This window comes from Micromonospora cynarisoli (assembly GCF_030518815.1).
GTDB lineage: Bacteria > Actinomycetota > Actinomycetes > Mycobacteriales > Micromonosporaceae > Micromonospora > Micromonospora wenchangensis.
Genome location: NZ_CP130426.1, coordinates 2,249,968 through 2,275,484, shown reverse-complemented (window position 1 = coordinate 2,275,484; position 25,517 = coordinate 2,249,968). Strand labels below are relative to the sequence as shown.

Genomic DNA, 25,517 nt, shown 5'->3' with positions numbered 1-25,517 from the left:
ACGACGACCGCGCCCGCCCGCGGACGCGGCCCTGCCGTACCGCCGTTTCTCACGACCGGACCGCCGCCCGCAGTTCGGCCTCCAACCGGGCGAACGTCGGGGCGAGCTGGCGCATCGTCGCCGCCGCGGCGGCGTAGTCCCCGGCCACCAGCGGGTACTCCATCGATCCGATCAACCGGGCCTGCTGATCCAGCACCTCCGCCACCCCGGTGTAGCCGTGCCGGGCCAGCACCACGGCCGCGTCGTTGCGGCGTCGTGCCCCCACGCACACCATGAAGTCGGCGAGGTGGAAGAAGAGGAAGGTGGTCAGTCCGCCGTCGAGCACCTTCGCCGCGCCCTCGGCCGCCGCCGCGGACGCCTCCGGGGCCACCATGTCGGCGGCGATCGGCAGCAGCCGGCGCACCGCCTCGGCGGTGTCCACCGCGCGGACCCGCTGGAAACCGGTCCGCAGGTTGAAGTCCGGCACCCGGTAGGACAGCGTCTCGGTACGCCAGGCGGCCAGCAGCTTCTCCAGCGGCAGCACGGTGTACGGGTGGGCGCGCGGGTCGTGGATCACCACGTTCCCCCCGTCGAAGCCGACGACCACCAGGTAGTGGTCGGCGCCGATGGGCTGACCCAGCCCGGGGTGGTGCGGCAACAGTCCCATCTCCACCGGGCCGGCCACCGCGCGGTGCTGGTCGTCCACCTTCTCCAGCGCGGCGGCCACCTCGTCCGGGGAGCCGCCGGTCTGCTCGCACGTCCAGCCGAGCAGGTCCAGCATCATGTTGATGCCCTTCTCGGGGTTCCAGCCGGCCGGGGCGAAGAACGGGCGGCCGTCATGGTGCAGGTACATGCCGAAGGCCGAGCCGGTCAGCACCTCGACCACGGTCTCACCGGGGCCCTCGTCGCCGAAGGCCATCTGGAGGGAGTCGGAGAAACAGCCATGCGTCTCTCCGGAGAACTGAACGGGCATCGGGGCCAACTCCTGTCTCAGCGATGGTCGCCCGACGCCGCGGGGGCGTCGTCGGGCGGTGGTCCGGGCCGGCCGGTGGGCAGGCCGGCGGTGGCGAGATAGCTGCGGGGCAGGTTCGGGAAGTCCGCCGGCACCCCGCCCTGCGGCCAGCGGCCGTAGTTGGCCCCGGCCGCGCCGGGCTCGGTGATCCGCTCGACCGCCCAGCCGGCCTGCCGGAGGAACTCCGCCGGGGTGTCCGTGCCGAACCGCCACGGGCTGCCGGCCCGCGCCAGTTTGTCGAGGAAGGGTCGCATGTAGCGCAGCCGGAAGATCCCCGTGCCGATGAGGTCCACCGCGATCCGGCTACCCGCCGCGGAGAGCCGGGCGGCCTGGCGTACCGCGGCGGCGGCCCGCGCCGCAGGCAGGTAGAACAGCAGCCCCTCGGCGAACCACACGGTCCGCGCCGCCGGGTCGAAACCGGCGTCGAGCAGGGCCGGTTCCCACTCACCGGTCAGGTCGGTGGCGACCGTCCGGCACTCGCAACGGGGCACGGTGCCGACCCGGGCGAGCCGCCGCCGCTTGAACGTCAGCACGCTGGCCTGGTCCACCTCGAACAGCACGGTGCCCGCCGGCCAGTCCAGCCGGTACGCCCGGGTGTCCAGTCCGGCGCCGAGCCCGACCACCTGGCATCCCTCGGTCACGCTGTCGCGCAGGACGTCGTCGAACCAGCGGGTGCGGATGGGCAGCACCGGGTTGCCGTCGGCGGCGGCCCGTCCGGTGTGGAAGTGCCGCAGCAGCGCCTCGCCGTCCGCGCCGGCCAGCAGGGCGGCGTACGGGTCGTCGAAGAGCCGGTCCGGTCGTGCCGTCTCCCGTGCCCGCGCCGCCGCTGTCCAGCGGGCGGTCCGGGCGACGCCGGACAGGTCGTCGTCCGTGGCAGCCACCTCAACCCTCATGCCCCTCAGTGTTTCCATCGACGCGGGTCGGGGACAGCTCACCGTGCGGGCGTACCCATGCGGCCAGCACCAGCGTCGCCCCAACCGGTGGGGTCGCGTCCGGACCTCCCGTCGGTCCGGCCGGTTAGCCTGGGTTGGTACGGCCGGCGACGACGGGGGTGGCGGTGTGGACGAACCAGCTCGCGGCGACGGGTGGGCCGCGCTCGCGGCGTGGGCCGGGGTGAAGCTGGTCCGTCCGTTGCCCGGCGGGCACCGCAACGAGGTGCTGCTGGCCGAGCGGGCGGGGGTGCCGCTGGTGGTCCGCCGGTCGGTGCGCCCCCGTGCCGCCCTGGAGTGGGAGCTGGACCTGCTGGACCATCTGCGCGGCTGCGGGGTGGCGGTGCCCGAGCCGGTGCCCGCCGACGACGGCCGCCGGCACGTGGACGGGGTGCTGGTCACCGGCTTCGTCCCCGGCCGGTATCCGGCCGACGCCACCGACTGGCGGCGGGTGGCCGACCAGCTCGCGGTGCTGCACGCGGCGACGACCGGCTGGCCGCAGCGCCCCGGCTTCGCCGCCAGCGGGGCGCTGCTCGCCGCGGACCGGGGCGGGGACGTGCGGCTGGACGCGATGCCCGCCCCGGTGGCCCGGATGGTGCGCGCCGCCTGGCTGCCGGTGCAGCACGGGCCGCGCTGCGTGGTGCACGGCGATGTCGGCCCCACCAACGTGCTCGTCGACGGATCCCGGGTCACGCTGCTGGACTGGGACGAGGCGCGGGTGGACGTGCCCTGGTTCGACTACGCCTTCCTGCCCGACGGGGTGCCCACGCCGTGGCCGGGTGGGCGGGCGTCGTTGCACGCCGCCGGCCTGGCCTGGGAGACGGCGACCTGCTGGCGGGCCGAGCCGGTGTACGCGCGCCGCCGGCTGGCCGAGCTGCGCCGCCACCGGCGGGACACCGGAGCCTGACGTCGGGTCGCCTGGGTCAGGCACGCTGGGAGATGCGCCCCTGGTCCCCCGCGTCCAGCATGGACGGGGAGCCCGCCGCGACCCGCTCCGAGCGCCCCCGGCGGCCGACATCGTCGGCGGGGCTGGGCGATCGGCGTGGTCGGGGTGGTCGGGCTCGTGTCGAGGCCGACCCGGTGACGACGGCCGGGGCGGGCCCGGGTTCGGCCGGCCCCGCCCCGGCGTGGTCCGGCGCATGAGGGCGGCAGGTGGAGCGGCGTGCCGTAGTCCGGCGCATGACGCACGTGCCGCCGGAGCGCGGGTGGACCAGGACCGACGCGGGAGGTGTGGTGGGCGATCACCGGATGGATCTTCCGGTCGAGGTGCCGTTGGACGAGAGCGCCGACACGATGGCCAGCAGCCCGGCCAATCTGCTGCGCGCCCGATGGCAGACCGTGCGGCTGCTGCGCCGGGGCGGGGCCGGCCTGGTCACCGCGCTGGTGGTGGCCAACCTGCTGCTGGGCCTACTGCCGGTGCTGTTCGTCGTGGCGACCAGCATCCTGCTCGGCCGGGTGCCGGCGGCGGTCGCCGGGGGCCTGAGCTCCCCGGCCTGGGACTCGCTGGTGAGCGCCTTCGTCGCGGCGGCGCTGGCGTTCGTCGCACCACAGGTGATCGCGCCCCTGCGGGCGTCGCTCGGGGACCTGGCGGGCCGCCGCATCGACCAGCAGGTGCACGACGAGTTGATGGCCGCGTCCCTGTCCCCGGTCGGTGTCGCGCCGCTGGAGGACGAGGAGAACCAGGACCGGCTGCGGGTGGCGGCGCTGAAGTTGCAGTTCGCCGTCCAGACCCCGGGCGACGCCTGCGGCGGCCTGCTCGCCCTGCTGGCCCGCTACACCCAGCTCCTGGCGTATGCCGTGCTGATCGGGGTGGCGTTCTCCTGGCTCGCGGCGGCCGGTCTGGTCCTGTCGGTGCTGCTGGTGCGGCACAGCACCCGGGGCGGCCTGAGCCGGTACGCCGAGGCGCGGCAGCGGTTGAGCCGGGCCGAGCGGCGGGTGCACTACCTGCGGGCGCTCGCGGTGGAACCCGCCGCCGGCAAGGAGATCCGGGTGTTCGGGCTCGCCGGCTGGCTGACCGCCACGTACCGCCGGGTGCACCTGATGTGGCTGCGACCGTTGTGGGCCTACCGTCGGCGGATCCTGCTCTGGCGGTACCTGGTCTTCGCCGGGCCGAGCCTGGTGATGGCCGTCGCGGTGTTCGCGGCGGTGGGCGTGGCCGCCCCGGCGACGTTGACGCTGACGGAGTTCGCCCTGGTGGTGCAGGCGACCCTGGGCGCGATCGCGCTGGGTGGCTACTACGCCGAGGCCGACATGCAGACCGCCGTCGGCATCTCCGCGTACGACGACGTACGCCGGTTCGTCAGCCGCCTGGCGGCGACCGCGCCCACGTCCGGGCCGGTGCCGCCGCGCCCGCTGCCGCCGCTGCGCGAGGAGCTGCACTTCGACCGGGTGAGCTTCCACTACCCCGGCCAGGACCGCACCGTCCTCGACGAGCTCGACCTGCGGATTCCGGTCGGCAAGTGCACGGCGATCGTCGGCGTCAACGGTGCCGGCAAGACCACCCTGGTCAAGCTCCTGGCCCGGCTCTACGAGCCGACCGGCGGCGTGGTCCGGGCCGACGGGGTGGACATCCGCGCGTTCCCCGTCGCCGAGTGGCGGGCCGCGATCGGCATCATCTTCCAGGACTTCCTGCGGTACGAGACCTCGGTCGCCGACAACATCGCCTTCGGCGCGGTCGACCACCGCGCCGACCGGGCCGGGTTGCGGACGGCCGTCGCGTCCGTGGGGCTGACCGAGCCCCTGGACCGGTTGCCCGCCGGCCTCGACACCCCGCTGGCCCGTCACCTCACCGGTGGCGCGGAACTCTCCGGTGGCCAGTGGCAGCGGGTGGCGCTGGCGCGGGCGCTGTTCGCGGTGCAGCACGGCGCGCCGATAGTGGTCCTGGACGAGCCCACCGCGAATCTCGATGTGCGCGCCGAGGCCCGCTTCTTCGACCAGTTCGCCGAGCTGACCAGGGGCGTCACCAGCCTGCTGATCTCCCACCGGTTCTCCACCGTCCGGCATGCCGACGTGATCGTCGTCCTGGAGCAGGGCCGGGTGGTCGAGCGGGGCAGCCACGAGGAGCTGATGGCGACCGGCGGCCGGTACGCGCGATTGTTCCGGATGCAGGCCGACCGGGTGCTGGGCCCGCAGGACAACCCGTCGGACGACGTCGACCCCCAGGAGGTGCTCAGGTGAGTGCGACGTTCGCCGGCTGCGGGAAGATGCTCGTCACGGCGTGGCGGGTGAACCGCGGCAGGACGGTCACCGCGATCTTCTTCGTCGTGGCGGGCGCGGCGGCGGCCCCGCTGCTCGCACTGTCGCTGGGCCTGATGACGGACGCGGTGGTCGCCGGGCACCGGGGTGTGGTGCTGCTGACCGGACTGTTCGTCGGGGTCCTCGCGTTCGCCACCGTCACCTTCGGCCACTTCGGTCACCTCGCCTACTTCGAGCTGGCCGAACTGGCCGAACTCGACTTCGACGAGCAGCTCATCGGGCTCTCCAACGGCTCGGTCGGCATCGCCCACCACGAGCAGGCGGCGACCAGCGACACGGTGACCGTGCTGCAGCGCGAGATCCGGCAGTTCGGTCGGGGGCTGGAGGCGCTGCTCAACGGTCTCGGTCTGCTGATCGCGGTGGGCATCACCGTGGTGCTGCTGGTACGGCTGCACCCGCTGTTGCTGTTGCTGCCGTTGGCGGCGGTGCCGTCGTTGTATCTCAGCCGGCGGGCCGAGCACCTGGTGGACGCCGCCAAGACGGACACCGCGGAGACCACCCGCACGGCGCTGCACCTGTTCGACCTGACCACCCGACTGCCCGCCGCGGCCGAGTTGCGGGTGTTCGGGCTCGCCGACGAGCTGCGCCGCCGGCACGCCGGGCTGTGGTCGGACGTGACGGCCCGACTCCTGCGGGCCGACCTGCGAGCGGCCGCGCTGCGTACCGCCGGTCAGGTGACGTTCGCCCTGGCCTACGTCGGCTCGGTGCTGCTGCTGGTCCGGGCGGCCGTCGACGGCCGGCGCGGGGTCGGCGACGTGATCCTGGTCGTGGTCCTCGCCGCGCAGATCAGCGCGCAGGTGACCGCCACCGTCACCCTGCTGCGCGACCTGCAACGGATGGCCGCGCTGTATGGGCGGATGGCGCAGTTGCGCGCCGCCGTCGTGGACGACGACCCCGGCGACCTGGACCCGCCGGACCGGCTGCGACACGGGATCACCCTGCGGGACGTGTCGTTCTGCTATCCCGGCACCGACACCCCGGCGCTGCGTGACGTCACCGTGACGCTGCCGGCCGGCAGCACGGTGGCCGTGGTGGGGGAGAACGGCGCCGGCAAGTCGACGCTGGTGAAGTTGCTCTGCGGGCTGTACCGCCCGAGCAGTGGCCGCATCCTGCTCGACCACCTCGACCTGCACCGGCTCCGGCCGGATAGCTGGCGCGCACGCATCTCCGTCGCCTTCCAGGACGCGGTGCGCTACGAGTTCCGGACCCGGCACGCCGTCGGGATGGGCGACCTGGACAGCGGCTTCGCCGACCAGCCGGTGCGTGACGCGCTGCGCCTGGCGCGGGCCGACGACGTGCTGCGCCAACTGCCCGACGGCCTGGAAACGGTGCTCGGCAAGGGTGGCAGCGGCGCGGAGCTGTCCGGTGGGCAGTGGCAGAAGGTGGCCCTCGCCCGCGGGCTGGTGCGCCCGGCGCCGATGCTGTTGGTGCTCGACGAGCCGACGACGGCCCTGGATCCGGAGGCAGAGCTGGCCATGTTCGAGCACTACGCGGAGCAGGCGGCCCGGGTGGGCCGGCAGACCGGGGCGATCACCGTGCTGGTCTCCCACCGGTTCTCCACCGTCCGCACGGCCGACCTCATCGTCGTGGTCCGCGACGGGAGGGTTGTCGAGGCCGGCGACCACGCGACGCTCAGCGCCGGTTCCGGCCCGTACGCCGAACTGGTCGCCATCAACACCCGGGCGTACCGGTGACCGGGCACCGCGGCGGTTTCGGGTCAGCCGCTCAGCTCGCCGCGGTGGCCAGCTCGTTGAAGTCGAGGAACCGCTTGGGCGGCAGTTCGGCCAGGAGCCGCATCAGCGCCGTGCCGTACTTCTCGGCCATGTAGCGGTAGTTCTGCGTGGCGCTTTTCATCAACTCATCGAAGGGCTTCGCGTGCGGCACGTGCAGGGCCTTGGCCTGTCGGTTGAGGACGAAGCGCGCGCCGGCGCGGTGCAGTCGGTAGCCGAGGTCGATGTCCTCGCCGCCCCAGGTGCGGAACTTCTCGTCGAAGCTGCCGACGGCGCGGAGCTGGCGGGTGTCGGCGGAGACGTTGGCGGTCCAGAAGATCTGCCAGGGGGCGGGGACGCGGGTGAGGTCCTCGCCGTAGCGGTCGTAGAAGAGTTCGCGGATGTCGCGGCACTCCCGTTTGGCCTGCATCCGTTCGATGCTGGCGTCGATGTCGTCGAGGTCGAGGCGTTCGGTGACCACCTCGATGTTCGTGTCGTCGCCGGAGAAGCCGTACAGGTACGGCAGCACGGCGGTCGGACCGGGTGTCGCCTCGTGGCTGGCGACGTGCTGGATCAGGTTGTCGGCGTGCAGCATGACGCCGTCGTCGGCGAAGACGCAGATGGGGGCGCGGGCGTCGGCGATGCCGATGTTGCGGGCGGCGGCGGCGCGGAATCCCTCGTCGGACTGGTAGTGGTAGCGCAGGTTCAGCCGGCTCTGGAAGCTTGCGGCGACGTCGGCGGTGTCGTCACAGGAGCCGTCGTCGACGACGACCACCTCGAACTCGTCGGCGGGCATCCGTTGCCGGGTCAGTGACTCCAGGCTGTGCCGCAGCAGGTCCGATCGGTTGTAGGTCGGTATGACGACGGTGCATCTCGGCACGTCGGGCACGATGCCTCCCTGTGGGGTCGGGGCGCGGTTCGCGTCACGACGCGCGACGCGTGGGACGGGCCGCGGCGGGGGCCGGGTGCACGACGGGGCCGGCCCCGCTGAAGGCATCGTGGCACCGGCTCGGCGACCCGGCATCTCGGTGATTGCGCTTCCTGACGCGCGCTCCGACCGGATCTTCCACCGAATCCGAAGCAATTGAACCTAGACTATGATTGTCGATTTGACGACGGCCTGGTGAGGCATGTGCCGGCGATCTCGTACCACAGCAGCGGAGGTTCGGATGTTTCTGATTGAGCGGCGTGAGGTGGCGGATCAGGTGGTGCTCTGCGAACGCCATGAGCAGGTGCGCCAGGGTGATCTGGCCGATCATCTGCGCGCGGCGATGGGCCGGTTGACGCAATTGGCCGAACAGCACGGTGGGGTGGCCGGCCCGACGTTCACGATCTACCGGGGTGAGGATTTCGACCCGGAGAACATCACGGTGGAGACCTGCGTGCCGATTCATCAGGAGCCGGCGGGGCCGGTGGCCGCGCTGGTGCGCCGGGAGCCGGCGCACCACGAGGTCTTCGTGCGGGTGACGAAGTCGCAGTCGGTGCCGCCGCAGGTGGGCGAGGCGTTCGCGGCGGTGGCCGCCCACCTGGAGCAGCACGGTCTGGTCGAAGCGGACGCGGCACGCGAGGTGTACTTCACCGACTTCACCACCGCCGGGCCGGACGACCCGGTGATGGACGTCGCGTTCGTTGTGAAGTAGGTGGCCGGACCGGTGGCGCCGGATCCGGTCCGGCGCCACCGGTCCGGCCCCGGAAACCGCCGCGCGGCTGACGACGTCGGCCGCGCGGCGCAGGAACCGTCGGCGCGTCTCGGCGCGCCGGACACGACCTCTCCCTCGTAGACGCACGGTGCGGCCCCCCGGTAGCGCGGCCCCCGCGGCGCGGCCGTCGTTGGTGCGGCCCCGTTGGTACGGACCGGTGGTGTGCCCCGTGCCGCGGTCCCCTGCGGCATCTCCCCGATCACGCGCGCCGGCACCGCAACATGAGAGGTGCGACCGGTGCGAGGCACGGCCAAGGATGGACCTGCCGGCACGCGCACTCCGCCCACGCCCCGGCCGACGGCGGTGTACCGCGACATCCCAGGTGGTCCGCGCCGCGTCGTTCGGCGAACCCCCGTGCCGATGGCTGCCCCGTCCCGAAGGAGAGCTCTATGCCGATCGTCAACGATGTCCCGGCGGTGACCCGGTCCGCCGGTGACCTGGAGGAGCTGGACCGCCGGGTGCTCCTGCACCCGCATCAGAGCGGGGCCCGCGGGGAACGCTGCGTCATCGTGCGGGGATCCGGCTGCACGGTGTGGGACGCGTACGGCACGGAACTGCTCGACCTCATGGGTGGCGGCAACTGGGTGGCGCAGGTGGGGCACGGCCGCAGCGAGTTGGCCGACGCGGCGGCCCGGCAGCTCGGCAGGCTGGAGTTCTTCACCGGCTTCGACATCTTCTCCAACGACCGGTCGCTGGAGCTGGCCGAGCGCCTCGTCCGGCGCTCGGCCGACGGACTGGACCGGGTGTTCTTCACCAACGGCGGCTCCGAGGGGGTGGAGAGCGCTATCAAGTTCGCCCGGCTCTTCCACCACCACCGGGGCGAGCCCGACCGCACCTGGATCCTCTCCCGACACGCCGCCTACCACGGCAGCACGTACGGCAGCGGCACCACGACCGGCATCCCGGGCATGCACGCCGGCATCGGACCGGGGCTGCCGCACGTGGAGAAGGTCTCGCCGCCGTACCCCTACCGGGCCGCCGAGCTGTACGGCGGGGCGGAGATCACCGACTTCCTGCTGCGGGAACTCGCCGAGACGATCGACCGGATCGGCGCGGGCAACATCGCGGCGATGATCGGTGAGCCGGTGATGGGCGGAGCCGGCATCCTCATCCCGCCGGACGACTACTGGCCCCGGGTACGCGAACTGCTGACCCGGCACGGCATCCTGCTGATCGCCGACGAGGTGGTGACCGCGTTCGGCCGTACCGGCGCGTGGTTCGACTCGGCGGCGCGGGGGATGGGGGCCGACCTGGTGGTCGTGGCGAAGGGACTCACCAGCGGGTACGCGCCGCTGGGCGCGGTGCTGCTGCGGGACGAGATCGGCGAGACGGTCGCCGGCGGCAGCAGCTACCTCTTCCACGGGCACACCTACTCGGGTCATCCCACCGCGTGCGCGATCGCGCTGGCCAACCTGGACCTGCTGGAACAGGAGGAACTGGTGGCCCGCGCCGGCACCGTCGGCCAGTGGTTCCGGGCCGCCCTGGCCCCGCTGTCCGGGCTGCCCCGGGTCGGTGAGGTGCGGGTGGCGGGCGCCACCGTCGGCGTGGAACTGGTCACCGACCGGGACACCCGGGCGCCGCTGCTGGCCGGGGCGGTCGCCACCGAGCTCCGCGAGGCGCACCGGATGGTGGCCCGGGACTACGGCAACACCCTGGTGATGGCCCCGCCCCTGGTCATCGCCGAGGAGCAGGTGGGCCGGGCCGCCGAGGCGCTGTACGAGGTGGTCTCCCGGCTCGACGCGGACGGTGGGCTGGCCGGGCGGCCCCGGTGAACCCGCCGACGGACGAGTCGATCCGCCCGTTCCGCGTCGAGATTCCCCAGCGGAGCCTCGACGACCTGCACCGCCGGATCGCGGCCACCCGCTGGCCGGCGGAGCCGTACGGGGGCGGGTGGGCGCGCGGCGTGCCGGGGGCGTACCTGCGGGAACTGGCCGACTACTGGCGTACCGGCTTCGACTGGCGGGCGGCCGAGGCCCGGCTCAACCGGTACCCGCAGTTCACCACAACCATCGACGGGGCGACCCTGCACTTCCTGCACGTACGCTCGCCGGAGCCGGACGCGCTGCCGCTGGTGCTGACGCACGGCTGGCCCGGCTCGGTGGCGGAGTTCCTTCAGGTGATCGGCCCGCTGACCGATCCCTGCGCGCACGGCGGCGACCCGGCCGACGCCTTCCACCTGGTCATTCCGTCACTGCCCGGGTACGGGTTCTCCACCCCGCTGCCCGGGACCGGCTGGGACATCACGCGCATCGCGCGGGCCTGGGCCGAGCTGATGCGCCGCCTCGGCTACGACCGGTACGTCGCGCAGGGCGGCGACTTCGGCTCCGCAGTCTCCCTCGACCTCGGTGAGGTCGACCCGGAGCACGTGCTGGGGGTGCACGTCAACATGCTGCTCACCGGCCCGTCCGAGCCGGGTGAGGTGGCCGAGTTGGACGAGGCGGACCAGGCCCGGATGGCGCTGGTGCCGCGGTTCAACGCCGACCTCGTCGGCTACATGGCGGTCCAGGCCACCCGGCCGCAGACCCTGGCGTACGCGTTGACCGACTCGCCGGTCGGGCAACTGGCCTGGATCGTCGAGAAGTACCGGGAGTGGACCGACTCGACCGACGTGCCCGAGGACGCGGTCGACCGTGACCAGATGCTGACCACGGTGACCATCTACTGGTTCACCGCGACGGCGGGCTCCTCCGCCCAGCTCTACCGGGAGGTGGTCGAGCTGCTGCCCTGCACGGTGGTCGGTGCCCGGCCGTACCCGAACCCGGTGCCGTTGGCGGTCGCGGCGTTCGGGCGTGACATGTTCCTGCCGGTACGCCGCTTCGCCGACCGGGACTTCCCGAACATCCAGCAGTGGACCGAGTACGACCGCGGCGGTCACTTCGCCGCGATGGAACAGCCGGACCTGCTGGTGGCCGACATCCGCCGGTTCTGTCGGGGCAGCCGGGTCCGGCCGGCGACCGTTCGGACCCCGGACGCCGCCGGCCGGCGCTGAGGGTCACCCACCCGCCGGCCACCGGCACGTCCCGCCAGAAAGGAAACGAGATGGACGGCGACGAGCGCCTGCCTTCACCGGGGCCCGACGGCCCCGATCGGGCGACCTACGACTACGTCATCGTCGGCGCCGGTACGGCGGGTTGCGTCCTCGCGGCGCGGCTCACCGAGGATCCTGACGTCACGGTCTGCCTGGTCGAGGCCGGCCCCACCGACGACGTGGAGAACATCCGGGTCCCGGCCTTGGGCGGCAAGTTGTGCCGCACCCGGTACGACTGGGACTACGACAGCCACGACGAGCCGCAGCTCAACGGCCGGCGGCTCTACCTGCCGCGGGGCCGGGTGCTCGGTGGCACCAGCGCGATGAACGGCATGGTGCACATCCGGGGCCACCGGACCGACTTCGACGACTGGAACCAGCCGGGCTGGACCGGTCCGGAGCTGCTGCCGTACTTCCTGCGGTGCGAGGACAACGAGCGCGGCGCGTCGCCGTACCACGGGGCCGGCGGTCCGCTGCCGGTGTCGGAGAACCGGTCGCGTAACCCGATGTCGACCGCGTTCGTCCAGGCCGCGATCGAGGCGGGCTTCGCCGCCAACGACGACTTCAACGGCGCCGAGCAGGACGGCTTCGGCTACTACCAGGTCAACCAGCGTGACGGCCGGCGGTGCAGCTCCGCGGCGGCGTACCTGCATCCGGTACGCGGGCGGGCGAACCTGACCGTGCGGACCCACCTGCAGGTCCACCGGGTCCTGGTGGAGCGCAGGGTGGCCACCGGGGTGCTCTGCCAGCAACTGGACCGACGGGTCGAGCTGCGCGCCGCACGGGAGGTGATCGTCGCGGCCGGGGCGTACAACTCCCCGCAGTTGCTGATGCTCTCCGGTATCGGACCGGCCGACCAGCTCACCGGCCTCGGTATCCCGGTGCTGGTCGACCAGCCCGAGGTCGGGCGCAACCTGCAGGACCACCCGTCGACCTACCTGGTGTTCACCCACGACCAGCCGGTGAGCCTGCTCAGCGCCAACGAGGAACGGTACGTGCGGCAGTTCGAGCAGGAGGGCACCGGGCCGCTCAGCTCGAACGTCCCCGAGGTGGGCGGCTTCGTCCGGACCCGGGACGGGTTGGCCGCGCCGGACGTGCAGTTCCACGCGCTGCCGGTGACGTTCGTCGACTGCGCGCTCGGCGTGCCACCCGGGCACGGCATCTCCTTCGGGCCGTGCGTGCTGCGGCCGGCCAGCCGGGGTGAGGTCAGCCTGGCCTCCGACGACCCCACCGCCAAGCCCAGGATCCGGCACCGCTACTACGACGACCCCGACGACGTCCGGGTGATGCTGGCCGGGCTGCGGATCGCGCTGGCCATCGCCAGGCAGGCCGCCCTGCGCCCGTACACCCAGGGGCGGTTCACCCACCCGGCGTCGGACTCCGACGCCGACCTGCGCGCCTTCGTCCGGGCGACCACGCAGTCGATCTTCCATCCGGCGGGCACCTGCGCGATCGGTACGGTGCTCGACCCGGAGTTGCGGGTGCGGGGGGTCGACGGCCTGCGGGTGGTGGACGCCTCGGTGCTGCCGCTCATCCCCCGGGGCAACACGAACGCGCCGACCGTCGCCGTCGCGGAGCGGGCGGCCGACCTGATCCGGGGCCGCAGCGTCGGGTCGGAACCGGCCACGGCGGCCGGGGTCCGGTAGGTCGGCGTCCGCACCCCCGGCGGGGAGCGACCCCGGGCCCGCGCGGGGTGCGCGGCTCCGGCCCCGCCCGGCGTAGTGGGCCGTCCCGGTGGAGTGGGCCGTCCCGGTGGAGTGGGCCGTCCCGGTGGAGCCGCCCGCCCGTGGCCGGGTCGGCTCTGTCCGGTGGCCGGGTCGGCTCCCGTCCCGTCCCCGGAGGTCGGCGGCACGGCCACCGCCGCGATGTCGAGCTGCGGCGCGGAACGCACGACAGGAGGTGCGGTGCCCGGAGCCGCTGCCGACCATAGGAGACACACGCCGGGCCCGCCGATCGAGCGGTTTCTCGCCCGTGACGTCGTTGGTGCCCTGTCCGATCGGACAGGAGTTCCCGTTGCACAGTGGAGGTAACCCCGGATGCGTGAACACCTTGGCGCGCGAGCCGTCGTGCTCGGCGGTGGAATGGCCGGGCTGCTCGCGGCTCGGGTACTGGCCGACCGGTACGGCGAGGTCGTGCTGGTCGAACGAGACGCGATCGTCGACGTCACCGAGGCCCGGCGGGGGGTGCCGCAGGCCCATCACGCCCACGCGTTGCTGGCCCGGGGACACGAGGTGATCGAAGGGCTCCTACCCGGTCTGCAGGCCGAGCTGACCGCGCACGGGGTGCAGACCTGCGACCTGTCCGGGAACCTGCGGTGGTACTTCAACGGGCGACCGTTGCAGCAGGCCTACTCCGGCCTGCTCAGCGTCAACGCGAACCGGCCGACGCTGGAGGCGCACGTGCGGGCCCGGGTCCTGGGCCTGCCCAACGTGCGGCTGCGCGAACGCACCAGCGTGCAGGGCCTGACCGCCACCCCGGACCGCAGCCGGGTCACCGGCGTGCAGCTCAGCGGTGAGCCGGGGCAGCCGCAACCGGATCCGCTCACCGCCGACCTGGTCGTCGACGCGACCGGGCGCGGGAGCCGTACCCCGCTCTGGTTGGCGGAGCTGGGATACCAGCGGCCGGAGGAGGAGAAGGTCAAGATCGACCTGGCGTACGTGTCGCGTTACTTCCGGCTCGATAGCGACCCGTTCGGCACCGACCTGGCGATCAACTCGGTCGCCTCGCCGGCCAACCCCCGGGGGGCGTTCTTCGGCAGGTTCCCGGACAACGTCGCCCTGCTCTCGCTGACCGGGATGCTCGGCGACCACCCCCCACGGGACCCGGAGGGTTTCCTCGAGTACGCCCGGAGCCTGGACGCGCCGGAGATCTACCAGGCGGTGCGTACCGCCGAACCGTTGGGCGAGATCGCCGGTTTCAAGATCCCTGCCAGCGTCCGTCGCCGCTACGACAAGCTGGCCCGGTTCCCGCAGGGGCTCCTGGTCATCGGCGACGGCGTCTGCGCGTTCAACCCGGTCTACGGCCAGGGCATGACGGTGGCCGCGATGGAGGCCGCCGCCCTCGGCGAGCACCTGGACGCCGGCCAGGTACGACCGATCGAGTACTTCAAGGCGATCCGTCCCGTCATCGACGGCCCCTGGGAGACGTCGGTCGGCGCCGACCTGGCCTTTCCCGGCGTCGAGGGGCCGCGCACGGTCAAGGACAAGCTCGGGGGCGCGTTCATGGGACGCCTGCACACCGCGGCTCAGCGCGACGGACGGTTCACCAGCGCGTTCTTCCGGGTCGCCGGCCTGGTCGACCCGCCGACGGCACTCATGAAGCCCGGTCTCGTTCTCGGCGCGCTGCGTACCGCCCGCAAGGCCGACGCCGACGCGGTGCCCGCGACCGGTGACGGTCCGCTGGTCGGCCAGCGTGCGGTGGTGCTCGGCGGCAGCATGGCGGGCACCCTCGCGGCCCGGGTCCTCGCCGACCACTACCGCGAGGTCGTCGTGGTGGAGCGCGACGAGGTGCTCGGCGTCGCCGTGCCACGGCGCGGTGCCCCGCACACCGGGCACGCCCACGGCCTGCACGGTCGCGGCTACCTGATCCTGGCCGAACTCTTCCCCGGGCTGCGGGGTGACCTCCAGGCCCGGGGGTTCCCGGTGGGTGACATGGGGGAGATGCGCTGGTTCTTCGACGGCCGTCGACTCCAACCGGCCCGTACCGGCCTGCTCTCGATCACCTCGCCCCGCCCGGTGCTGGAGGACTACCTGCGGACCCGGGTCGAGGCACTGCCCAACGTCACCTACCGGCAGCTCACCGAGCTGACCGGGCTGCGCGCCGCTCCCGACAACAGCCGGGTCACCGGGGTCTCGCTGCGGGACGTGACATCGGGTCAGGAGAGCATCCTCGACGCGGACCTCGTGGTGGACGCCACTGGGCGCGGCTCCCGTACTCCGGTCTGGCTGCAACAGCTGGGCTACGACCGGCCGGTCGAGGAGAAGATGAAGATCGGCCTGACGTACACCACCCGGATGTACCGCAGCCGGCCGGAGATGTTCGACGGTGCGCAGTCGATCAACCCGGTGGCCTCGCCCGCGCACCCCCGGGGCGCGTTCTTCGGGCAGGTCGGCCCCGACGAGTGTATCGTGTCGCTGACCGGCATCCTGGGTGACCAGCCGCCGACCGACCCGGACGGCTTCGTCGACTTCGTCCGCTCGCTGCCGGTGCCGGACGTCTACGACGGCATCCGCGACGCCGAGCCGCTCACCGACCCGGTGAGCTTCACCTTCCCCGCCAGCGTGCGTCGCCACTACGAACGGTTGACCCGGTTCCCGGAACGGCTGCTCGTGCTCGGGGACGCGGTGTGCAGCTTCAACCCGGTCTACGGCCAGGGCATGTCGGTCGCGGCGATCGAGGTGATGGCGCTGCGGCGGCTGCTGCTGCGCGGTACCCCGCCGGACGCCCGGGTCTTCCTGCGTGACATCGCGCGGGTCGTCGACACGCCCTGGCAGATCTCCACCAGCGGCGACCTCGACTTCCCCGAGGTGCCCGGTGACCGGCCGGCGAAGGTCCGGCTGGGCAACGCCTACCTCAACCGGGTGCAGTACGCGGCCACCAAGGACGCGGCGGTGACCACGGCGTTCATGCGGGTGGCCGGTCTCATCGAACCGCCGACCGCGCTGATGCGTCCGAGCATGGTGCGCCGGGTGCTGCGGCTCTCCCGCGACCGGCGCGCGGCCCGCCCGCCGGCCCAGCCCGCCACCCCGACCGACCCGCCCGCCACCCCGGCGACCCCCGCCCCGACCTCGGCGGCCACCACTGCGGGAAACCTGACGCCGGCGACGCCGGCCGCCGGCCGCCGGCCGCGGCGCAGGGCCCCCGGCCGCGACGGCGTCTGAGTCCACGTCGGCGGCCCGGCATCGTGGGCGGGCCGCCGGCGTCGGGACGTGCCACGACGCGCCGCTGAGCGCGGAGCCGCTGATCGGTCCCGCCCCGACCGCCGCCACCTCGGGCGGGGTGCGCCGCGCTGCCCGCCGCCGGTCGGGCGGCCCCGGACCGGGTGCCCGCGCGACGGCGTCGAGTCCGACCTGCCAACCCCAGAAAGGGCCAGCCCATGCGACCGTACCGAATCGACATCCCCCAGGCCGACCTCGACGACCTGCAGCACCGGCTGGCCGAGACCCGCTGGCCGGCCCCGCTCGCCGACGACGGGTGGGACCGCGGCGTACCGGTGGGGTACCTGCGCGAGCTGGCCGAGTACTGGCGTACGACGTACGACTGGCGGGCCGCCGAGGCCCACCTCAACCGGTACCCGCAGTTCGTCACCGAGATCGACGGCGCGACCGTGCACTTCCTGCACGTGCGTTCGCCCGAGCCGGACGCCCGTCCCATGATCATTTCCCACGGCTGGCCCGGTTCGGTCGTCGAGTTCCTGGACGTCATCGGCCCGCTGACCGATCCCCGCTCGCACGGTGGCGATCCGGCCGATGCCTTCCACCTGGTCATTCCCAGCCTGCCCGGCTTCGGTTTCTCCGGGCCCGCAGCCCCCGGCTGGCGGCCCGCCCGGATCGCCCGGGCCTGGGCGGAGCTGATGCGCCAGCTGGGCTACGACCGCTACCTGGCCCAGGGCGGCGACGCCGGTGCCGTCATCTCGATGGAGCTGGGCCGGGTCGACCCGGAACACGTCGCCGGCGTGCACGTCAACATGCTCATGACGTTCCCCTCCGGCGACCCGGCCGAGCTGGTCGACCTCACCGCCTCCGACCAGGAGCGGCTGGGCCGGATGGCGCGCTTCGACGCCGAGCTCTCCGGCTACATGAAGTTGCAGGCGACCAGGCCACAGACGCTCGCGTACGGGCTCACCGACTCCCCGGTCGGGCAGCTCGCCTGGATCGTGGAGAAGTTCAAGGAATGGACCGACGCCGCCAAGGTGCCCGAGGATGCCGTGGCGCGGGACCGGCTGCTGACCCTGGTCTCAATCTACTGGCTGACCGCCACGGCCGGCACCTCGGCCGCGCTGTACTACGAGGACGCCGCCGGGCTGCGTGACATGACCGCCGGCGTCGCACCGGCCCCGGTGACGGTGCCGATAGGGGTGGCGGTCTTCCCGCAGGACATCTTCCTGCCGCTGCGCCGCCTGGCCGACCGGGACCTGCCGACCATCGTGCACTGGAAGGAGTTCGACCGGGGCGGGCACTTCGCGGCACTGGAGGAGCCGGACCTCTACACCGCCGCCGTACGGGCGTTCGCCCGCGTCGTCGGCTGACCGCGCCGACCCGTCGGTCCCGCGCCGGCGCCGCAATCCCGAAGGTGCGCCGCCGTGGGGGCGGCTGCGATCGTCGGTGGGGCGCGGTGACCGCCCGCCCCCTGGTGCCCCGTCCGATCACCCCGACCACCGCCGGCGTCGCCGGCGTCCGTGCCCATCGGCTCCGACCCGGGCCGCGGCTGCGGTCCCGGTCGATCCCCCGAGGAGACCATCGTGTTGCAGACCGCCGTTCCCACCCGGGAACAACTCGTCCAGCGGGCAGCCGATCTGTTGCCGGTGCTGCGCCGCAACGCGGAGTGGGCCGAGCAGCACCGGCGGCTGCCCGACGAGACGATCGAGGCGCTGGCCGCGGCCGGCTTCTTCAAGCTCCGGACGCCGCTGCGCTACCGCGGATACGAGGCCGACACCCGGACCCTGGTGGAGGTGGCCGCCGAGCTGGGGCGCGGCGACGGCGCCAGTTCCTGGACCACCTCGGTGTACTGGATTCCCACCTGGATGGCCTGCCAGTTCCCCGACGAGGTGCAGGACGAGGTCTTCGCCACCCCCGACGTGCGGATCTGCGGCACGCTGAGCCCGACCGCGATGGCCACCCCCACCGCCGGTGGGATCGTCGTCAACGGCAAGTGGGGTTTCATCAGCGGCGCCCTGCACAGCCACTGGCAGGAGATCATCGCCGTGCTGGTCGACGGCGACAACGAACCGATGCCGATCATGGCCCTGGTGCCGATGGCGGACCTGCACGTGGTCGACGACTGGCACACCTCCGGCCTGCGGGGCACCGGCAGCGTCAGCACCGTCGCGGAGGAGCTCTTCGTCCCCGCCGCGCGGGTGCTGCCCCTCGGTGCCGTCCTGCAGGGCCAGTCCGCGTCCCACCACAACGCCGACTCGGCCATCTACCGGCCGCCGCTGCTACCGGTGGCGTCGGCCTCGTCGGTGGGCACCGTGCTCGGCCTGGCCCGAGCAGCCCAGGAGACCTTCCTGGAGCGGTTGCCGGACCGGAAGATCACCTACACCGACTACGCCAGCCAGGGCGAGGCCCCGTTGACCCACCTGCAACTGGCCGATGCCACCATGCGCGCCGACGAGGCGGAGTTCCACGCCCTGCGGCTGGCCGACCTGGTCGACGCCAAGGCGGTCGACGGCAGCGACTGGAGCCTGCTGGAGCGGACCCGGGCCCGAGCCGACCTCGGCGCGGCCGGCCGCCGGGCCCGGGAGTCGGTGGAGATCCTGGCCGCCGCCTCCGGTGGATCCTCCATCTACAGCTCGGTGCCGATGCGGCGAATCCTGCACGACGTGCAGGCGGTCGGCCTGCACGCGCTGATGAACCCGGACACCAACGCCGAGCTGCACGGGCGGGTGCTGGCCGGGCTCGCCCCCAACACGCTCTACCTCTGACCCACCCGGACCGTCGGGCCGCCTGCCCGGGTGGCCCGCCCGCCATCGCAGAAGGAGCACTCGAATGACCCCGCCCCGCACGTCGGCCGCTGTCGCGCCCACCGCCGAGGAGCAGGCGGCCGTCGCCGCCGTCCCCCTCCAGATCGTCGCTGCCTGGCAGCGGCACGACGCCGACGCCTTCGCCGACGTGTTCACCCCGGACGGCACCATGATCCTGCCCGGCCTCTACCGCAGCGGGCGCGACGAGATCCGGGATTTCATGGCCACCGCGTTCGCCGGGCCCTACCAGGGCACTCAGGTCACCGGTGAACCCTTCCACCTGACCTTCCTCGGTGCGGACACCGCCCTGCTGCTGACCAAGGGCGGTGTGCTGGCGCCCGGTGCGGAGACCGTCGCCGAGGATCAGCAGATCCGGGCCTCCTGGCTGCTCACCAAGCGGGACGGTCGTTGGCTGCTCGCGGCGTACCAGAACACCCCCGCGCACTGACGCAGTCGGTGGCCGGACGCCCGCGCCCGGCCACCGACTGCCAGAACATCCAGTTCATGCAGACCATTCATTGGCGGGGGCTGCCGTGGACAACACGGTCTGTCATGAGGTTCGAGACGCCGACATCTCACGCGTCTTCCATTCGACAACCAGCTACCTGGACCGGACTCCCTGCTCGACCAGGCTGCGGCTCGTCTCGTCCCGCTCTGAAGTGACCCCTTGAGGCTGGACACCTCTTGACTTGGCATCCTGCCGAGGAGGAGGAAACCGCTGTGGTTCGACAGAGCAAGTACCCCGAGGAGTTCCGACGCCAGGCCGCGGCCTTGGTGCTCGACTCCGGTCGCACGATCCGGGACGTGGGCCGGGAGTTGGGCGTCAACCACGAGACGCTGCGGAACTGGGTCGACCGGATGCGGCAGGAACGCGACGGCGGTCGGCCCAGCGACCTGGCCGCTGACGAGCGGGCCGAACTGATCCGGTTGCGGCGGCAGGTCGCGCAGCTGGAGTTGGAGAAGGAAATCTTGAAAAAGCCGCGGTCTTCTTCGCACGCGAGACGGAGCGGTGAACCGGACCGACGTGTACCGGTTCATCGACGCGGAGAAGACCACCTACCCGGTCCGTCTGCTCTGCCGGCTCCTTGGCGTCGGCCACAGCGCCTTCTACGACTGGCTGCGCGCCGGCCGGCAACGCGCCGCTGAGCGGGAACGCCACGACCTGGCACGTGTCGAGGTCACCCGGCAGGCGTGGTCAGAACACCGCGGCGTCTATGGCGCCCGCCGGCTCACCGCCGAGCTGAACGAGCGCGGGCACCGGTGGAACCGCAAGGCGGTGGCCAGGCTGATGCGCCTGGCCGGGATCGAAGGCGCCCACCGTCGGAGGCGCGGCAAGCCCCGCCGGAAAGCGGCGTCGACCGCGACCGCACCGGACCTTGTCCAGCGGCAGTTCACCGCCACCGCCCCGAACCGGTTGTGGGTCGCCGACATCTCCTACCTGCGCACCTGGGAAGGCTTCCTCTACCTCGCCGTCGTGGTCGACGCCTACTCCCGCCGCGTCGTCGGCTGGGCTATGGCCGACCACTTACGCACCGAGTTGATCCTCGACGCCGTCGGCATGGCCATCCAACACCGCCGACCTGCCCGTGACCAGGTCATCCACCACTCAGACCGCGGGACCCAGTACACGTCGTTCGAGTTCGGCCGGACCCTGCGTTCCTGCGGCGTCCTGGCCTCGATGGGCTCGGTCGCCGACTGCTACGACAACGCCATGGCCGAGACGTTCTTCGCCACCCTCAAAACCGAACTGGTCTACACCCGCGCCTGGCCCAGCCGTCACGAACTGGAGATGGAGGTCTTCTCCTACATCGAGACATCTCACCAACGGTGGCTGTCAAGCAGTTGAGGTTGCGGGTTCGGCGAAAGCCTTGCCGGAGTCGTAGAGGGTGTTGTGTCGTAGGCAGTGGTGCAGCTTGCCGAGCATGAGGTGGAACAGCCGACGCAGGGCGGCGACGTGCCTGTCGCCGGCGGCACGGCGGGATCGGTAGCGGGTGTTCCACTGGGAGTCATGCCGGACCGCGGCCAGCGCCCACACGTATCCGGTAGCGGCGATTCGGTCATTCTTGGCGCGGCGAGCGTGCACGAAACTGCTCTTGCCCGAGGAACGGGTCACCGGCGCGGCACCGGCGAAAGCACGTAACGCGCGGGCGTCGGCGAAGCGGCCGCGGTCGTCGCCGATCTCGGCCAACAGCCGAGCGCCGAGCTGCACGCCGAGACCGGGGATGCTGGTGACGATCTTCGCGTCGGGGTGGGCGGTGAACACCTCGTCGATGCGCTGCTCCAGCTGCTGCAACGTCTGGCAGACCGCGTCGAGTTGCCGCACCAGTCCTTGAAGATGCAGGCCCATGGCCTGCTCGACGGCTGCTGGTTGACGCATCTGCTCGCCGCGGAGGATGCCGTGCAGCTTGTCCGCCTCGGCGGCGATGCCGCGTTGGCGGCCAGCGCAGCGCAGCAACGCCGCGAGCTCGGTGGAAGCCAGCGCCGCCGCGGCCGCGGGCGTCGGCGCTGCGGCGAGGATCACCCGGGCGGCCGGCGAGTCGAGCCGGTGCCGTCCGCCGCGCTCGAACGCCGCCAGGGCGGCGGGGAAGAACATCCGCAGCAGCGTCCGGATCCGGTTGGTGAGCGTGACCTGGTCCCAGGCGGCGTCCTGCTGCGCCCGGGTCAGAACCCGCAGCGACTGCAGCAACTCACTGTCGGCGGGCAGTGGCCGATGCGCGGTCGCATCGGTGCGCAGGATGTTCGCCAGCACCATCGCGTCGAACGCGTCCGACTTGCCGCGCGAGGCCCGATACCGGTCCCGATACCGCGACACCGCCAAAGGATTGATCGCGAACACCTGTCGACCCGCGGCCCGGAGACCAGCCACCAGCAGTCCCTGACTCGTCTCGATCGCTACAGGCAGTTTCCCGCCGGTCGGATCATGCTCGGCCAGCAGCGCAAGGACCTGACTGAGGCCGGCAGCATCGTCGTTGATCCTGACCGATGCCACCACGACGCCCGTCTCGCCGACGACAGCTACATCATGGTGATCCTGGGCCCAGTCGATGCCACACGCCACCGCTACCACCGTTGCTCCTCCCTGTCATGGACCACAGCGAGGCGCGACGCCCTAATGGACAGTGCTTGCCGCACGACATCTCACGAGCCGTTCGCCTCGCCACCGGCGGCGCCCGAACTCGCGCAAGGCTCCAGGCCTGCGACTGACCAAGGCTCAGCCCGCCGGCGAACCACGAAACGATCATCCCCGTCGATCGCCGTGACCGCCACGCGCCCCTCTCGATACCCAGGGTCAACGCCCCGCCACTTCTACAGGCGTCAGCAGCGGCCACGATCCTCAACGAGGCGCCGCTCTCGATTCCCCGACTCGACGGCCATCGGCTGGTACGGGCGTCCTCGGTTGCCATTAAGGCTTCTACAACCCTCGCCGCCGACACAGCCGTCTGGGTAACGTCAGCCCCGACACCTACGAGAAGATCCACCGAGAGTCCCTGACACACATCGAGGTGTCCGGCCAATAGGGGTCACTTCACTCGAACGAATGAAGCAGGCCACGCCCCGGCCCATCCGGCTACCGAAACCCCATCGATGAACCCCGCTCAGCCTTGGGGTGGGGCCGGGATTGACCACCCAATGCCGAGGTGAGACCGGGTTCGACGCAAGGGCACAGACGGCTATGCCGAGGGTTCAAAATCTACGAATATCGCTGCTTCGGAAACCGCCCCACGTGGGGCTGTGGTATCGATCCCCCCTCGGACACAAGTACGTTTCATCTGTGCACCGTATGACGTAGCGGTGGTCAAGTATGCTTGACCACCGCCTAAGCTCCCACGACACCGCCGCTGGCGCTGCCCCTCGTGGTAGGCCCTTTGAGGCGAGAGCTGCGACAACACACGCCAGCTCGGCTGTCATCCCCGCTGTGGCCTTGCCTGGTCAGCAGATCAGCGCACGTGGTGCTCCTGGTCCTCCTGCCGCAGCGATGAGGCGACCTCCGCTGCCGCTTCCAGCCCTCGCCGCCACTGGGTCTGTCAAACGAACGGTGTAACTCGGGTTGTTGAGGGTTACTTGCGGTTTGCGGTCAGGCGTCCTTCGAAGGCCATCTCGAAGGCGTTCAGGGCGGGTTTCCAGCGCATGGTCCATCGTCGGCGGCCCTGCCCAGTCGGGTCCAGGCTCATCACCGCGAGGTAGACGCACTTGAGTGCGGCGCCCTCGTTCGGGAAGTGGCCGCGGGCTCGGACGGCTCGGCGGATCCGGGCGTTGACGGACTCGATGGCGTTGGTGGAGCAGATGACGGTGCGGATCTCGGCGTCGAAGGCCAGGAACGGGACGAACTCGGCCCACGCCTGTTCCCACAGTCGGATGGTGGCCGGATACTTCGTGCCCCACGCCTGCGTGAACTCGGCGAAGCGTTCTCGGGCGGCGGCCTCGGTCGACGCCGTGTAGACAGGCTTCAACGCCTTGGCGATGGCGTCCCAGTGCTGCCGGCCGGCGTAGCGGAACGACGCCCGCAGCAGGTGGATGACGCAGGTCTGCACGACCGCTTCGGGCCAGGTCTGCCCGATCGCGTCCGGCAAGCCCTTGCGTCCGTCGCAGACCACCATGCACGCGTCCGCGACACCCCGGTTCTTCAGCTCGGTCAGCACGCCGAGCCAGAACTTCGCGCCCTCACCGCCGTCACCGGCCCACAGCCCGAGGATGTCCCGGTTGCCGTCGACCGTGACGGCCAGGGCCACATAGATCGGCCTGTTCGCGACCTTCCCGTCGCGGATCTTCACGTGCACCGCGTCGAGGAAGATCACCGGGTAGACCGAGTCCAGGGGCCGGTTCTGCCACTCGGTCATCCCGTCGACGACCCTGTCGGTGATCGTGGAGATCGTCTGCCGGGACACGTCCGCGCCATACACCTCGGACAGGTGGGCCTGAATCTCCCCGGTGGTCAATCCCTTGGCCGACAACGAGATCACCATGTCCTCGACCCCAGAGAGCCGGCGTTGACGCTTGCGCACGATCGGCGGCTCGAAGCTGCCGTCGCGGTCACGGGGCACCGCGATCTACACCGGGCCGACCTCGGTCAGCACCGTCTTGCCCCGCACCCCGTTGCGGGAATTCTGACCGTTGTTCCCGGCCGGGTCGCCCTTCTCGTAGCCCAGGTGGTCAGTGATCTCACCGTCCAGAGCGGCCTCCAGGACCCGCTTGGTCAGCTGCTGCAGCAGCCCGCCCTCGCCGGTGAGCTGCAGACCCGCCGCCCGGGCCTGCTCCACCACCTGAGCGACGAACTGATCGTCGACCCCGTCTCCCACCGGCCCCGCCGGCCCACGCTTCCCCACCTGGCCAGTATCGACCTCGGTGATCACGACATCCATCATCAGGTGCTGCTCCTTGATCAGGAGTTACACCGTTCGTTTTACAGTCCCTCGGTACGTGATGATGCAGGTGGCGAGGGCGAGGAAGGCTTCGTGGATGTCGTCACGGCGTTCCCACCGGATGCGTAGGCGTTTCATGCCGTGGTACCAGGCGATGGTTCTCTCGACCACTGACCTGGATACGCCCAGACCGGAGCCGTGGGGTTGACCGCGGCAGGCGATCCGCGGCCGGATGCCCTTGGCGCGTACGGCCCGGCGGTACGTGTCGTGGTCGTACGCACGATCGGCGAAGAGCTGGTCGGGACGCTGGCGGGGTCGGCCACGGCGACCCCGGACCGGCGGGATCTTGTCGACCAGCGGGAGCAGTTGAGTGACGTCGTGGCGGTTGCCGCCGGTCAACGCGACGGCCAGGGGGATGCCGGCGCCCTCGGTCAGGACGTGATGCTTCGAGCCCGGGCGGGCGCGGTCGACCGGGCTCGGGCCGCTTGTGGGCCACGCCGGGCGGCCCGCACACGCGAGGAGTCGATCACGGCGCGAGACCAGTCGAGTTTCCCGGCCGCCTGCAGCTCGGCCAGCAGCAGCTCGTGCAGCCGCTGCCACACTCCGGCCCGGTTCCACTCCTCCAGGCGCCGCCAGCAGGTCATCCCCGAGCCGAATCCCAGCTCCTGGGGCAAGAACTCCCACTGGATGCCCGTGTGCAGCACGAACAAGATCCCGCACAGCACCTGCCGATCCGGGATGCGCCTGCGCCCCGGGTGCCGAGGATTGCGCTCAGGCTTGGGCAGCAACGGCTCGATGCGCTGCCACAGCCCGTCCGGCAGAATCCACGGCGGCTGCTCACCACGCCTCACGGCCCGACATCGC

General features: G+C 71.9%; 16 protein-coding genes and 4 pseudogenes. 14 read left to right on the top strand and 6 right to left on the bottom strand.

Annotated elements, in window-relative coordinates; all coding sequences use genetic code 11:
* Nucleotides 1-49: 49 nt before the first annotated feature.
* Nucleotides 50-952, bottom strand: a complete 903-nt coding sequence (locus Q2K16_RS09235) for a hypothetical protein (protein WP_204959007.1) — start codon at nt 950-952, stop codon at nt 50-52.
* Between the two features lie 17 nt (nt 953-969).
* Nucleotides 970-1,884, bottom strand: a complete 915-nt coding sequence (locus tag Q2K16_RS09230; RefSeq protein WP_302744741.1) for a class I SAM-dependent methyltransferase — start codon at nt 1,882-1,884, stop codon at nt 970-972.
* A 166-nt stretch (nt 1,885-2,050) separates the two neighbouring features.
* Between Q2K16_RS09230 and Q2K16_RS09225 the strand changes: the two genes are divergently transcribed.
* From Q2K16_RS09225 to Q2K16_RS09215, 3 genes are all read left to right on the top strand, one after another.
* A complete protein-coding gene (locus tag Q2K16_RS09225; protein ID WP_302744739.1) occupies nt 2,051-2,827 on the top strand; it encodes a phosphotransferase in 777 nt (258 codons plus the stop codon).
* Nucleotides 2,828-3,168: 341 nt separating this feature from the next.
* The gene (locus Q2K16_RS09220; protein ID WP_302744737.1) at nt 3,169-5,097 is read left to right on the top strand and encodes an ABC transporter ATP-binding protein; all 1,929 of its coding nucleotides are present in this window, start codon (nt 3,169-3,171) and stop codon (nt 5,095-5,097) included.
* Nucleotides 5,094-6,869, top strand: coding sequence for an ABC transporter ATP-binding protein (locus tag Q2K16_RS09215; protein ID WP_302744736.1), 1,776 nt, complete (start codon nt 5,094-5,096; stop codon nt 6,867-6,869). The genes Q2K16_RS09220 and Q2K16_RS09215 overlap by 4 nt, the downstream gene beginning before the upstream one ends.
* 31 nt (nt 6,870-6,900) lie before the next feature.
* On the opposite strand, the gene Q2K16_RS09210 is transcribed toward Q2K16_RS09215, so the two are convergent.
* The gene (locus Q2K16_RS09210) at nt 6,901-7,764 is read right to left on the bottom strand and encodes a glycosyltransferase (RefSeq protein ID WP_302744735.1); all 864 of its coding nucleotides are present in this window, start codon (nt 7,762-7,764) and stop codon (nt 6,901-6,903) included.
* Between the two features lie 289 nt (nt 7,765-8,053).
* Here Q2K16_RS09210 and Q2K16_RS09205 point away from each other — a divergent pair, with 289 nt between their 5' ends.
* From Q2K16_RS09205 to Q2K16_RS09160, 11 genes and pseudogenes are all read left to right on the top strand, one after another.
* On the top strand, nt 8,054-8,524 hold the full coding sequence (locus tag Q2K16_RS09205; protein WP_302744733.1) for a GyrI-like domain-containing protein: 471 nt from the start codon (nt 8,054-8,056) through the stop codon (nt 8,522-8,524).
* A 449-nt stretch (nt 8,525-8,973) separates the two neighbouring features.
* The gene (locus tag Q2K16_RS09200; RefSeq protein WP_302744731.1) at nt 8,974-10,356 is read left to right on the top strand and encodes an aminotransferase family protein; all 1,383 of its coding nucleotides are present in this window, start codon (nt 8,974-8,976) and stop codon (nt 10,354-10,356) included.
* Nucleotides 10,357-10,376: 20 nt separating this feature from the next.
* Nucleotides 10,377-11,573 carry an epoxide hydrolase family protein gene (locus tag Q2K16_RS09195; protein ID WP_302746415.1) on the top strand — a complete coding sequence of 399 codons (1,197 nt, stop codon included), beginning with the start codon at nt 10,377-10,379 and terminating at the stop codon, nt 11,571-11,573.
* Between the two features lie 50 nt (nt 11,574-11,623).
* Nucleotides 11,624-13,258 (top strand): GMC family oxidoreductase, encoded by a 1,635-nt coding sequence (locus Q2K16_RS09190; RefSeq protein WP_302744730.1) that lies wholly within the window; start codon nt 11,624-11,626, stop codon nt 13,256-13,258.
* Between the two features lie 390 nt (nt 13,259-13,648).
* A pseudogene (locus Q2K16_RS09185) lies at nt 13,649-14,626 on the top strand (FAD-dependent oxidoreductase); the annotation flags it as partial.
* A gap of 384 nt (nt 14,627-15,010) precedes the next feature.
* A pseudogene (locus Q2K16_RS09180) lies at nt 15,011-16,309 on the top strand (FAD-dependent oxidoreductase); the annotation flags it as partial.
* 398 nt (nt 16,310-16,707) lie between these two features.
* Nucleotides 16,708-17,859: an epoxide hydrolase family protein gene (locus Q2K16_RS09175; RefSeq protein ID WP_204959000.1), complete on the top strand. Its 1,152-nt coding sequence runs from the start codon at nt 16,708-16,710 to the stop codon at nt 17,857-17,859.
* Nucleotides 17,860-18,075: 216 nt separating this feature from the next.
* On the top strand, nt 18,076-19,254 hold the full coding sequence (locus Q2K16_RS09170) for an acyl-CoA dehydrogenase family protein (RefSeq protein WP_302746414.1): 1,179 nt from the start codon (nt 18,076-18,078) through the stop codon (nt 19,252-19,254).
* 64 nt (nt 19,255-19,318) lie between these two features.
* Nucleotides 19,319-19,741 carry an SgcJ/EcaC family oxidoreductase gene (locus tag Q2K16_RS09165; protein ID WP_204958999.1) on the top strand — a complete coding sequence of 141 codons (423 nt, stop codon included), beginning with the start codon at nt 19,319-19,321 and terminating at the stop codon, nt 19,739-19,741.
* A 272-nt stretch (nt 19,742-20,013) separates the two neighbouring features.
* Nucleotides 20,014-20,226 (top strand): annotated as a pseudogene (locus Q2K16_RS32990) (transposase); the annotation flags it as partial.
* 76 nt (nt 20,227-20,302) lie between these two features.
* Nucleotides 20,303-21,139 (top strand): IS3 family transposase, encoded by an 837-nt coding sequence (locus tag Q2K16_RS09160; RefSeq protein ID WP_302739767.1) that lies wholly within the window; start codon nt 20,303-20,305, stop codon nt 21,137-21,139.
* On the opposite strand, the gene Q2K16_RS09155 is transcribed toward Q2K16_RS09160, so the two are convergent.
* From Q2K16_RS09155 to Q2K16_RS09145, 3 genes and pseudogenes are all read right to left on the bottom strand, one after another.
* On the bottom strand, nt 21,128-22,360 hold the full coding sequence (locus tag Q2K16_RS09155) for an IS110 family RNA-guided transposase (RefSeq protein WP_368052491.1): 1,233 nt from the start codon (nt 22,358-22,360) through the stop codon (nt 21,128-21,130). The two genes, Q2K16_RS09160 and Q2K16_RS09155, sit on opposite strands and share 12 nt — an antisense overlap.
* Nucleotides 22,361-23,351: 991 nt before the next feature.
* Nucleotides 23,352-24,656: pseudogene (locus tag Q2K16_RS09150) on the bottom strand (IS256 family transposase).
* A gap of 24 nt (nt 24,657-24,680) precedes the next feature.
* Nucleotides 24,681-25,477, bottom strand: a protein-coding gene (locus Q2K16_RS09145; RefSeq protein ID WP_302746413.1) for an IS5 family transposase whose coding sequence is annotated in 2 segments (ribosomal slippage) — nt 24,681-25,144 and nt 25,144-25,477 — 798 coding nt in all. Because the reading frame shifts where the segments join, the coding sequence is not laid out codon by codon here.
* Nucleotides 25,478-25,517 lie beyond the last annotated feature (40 nt).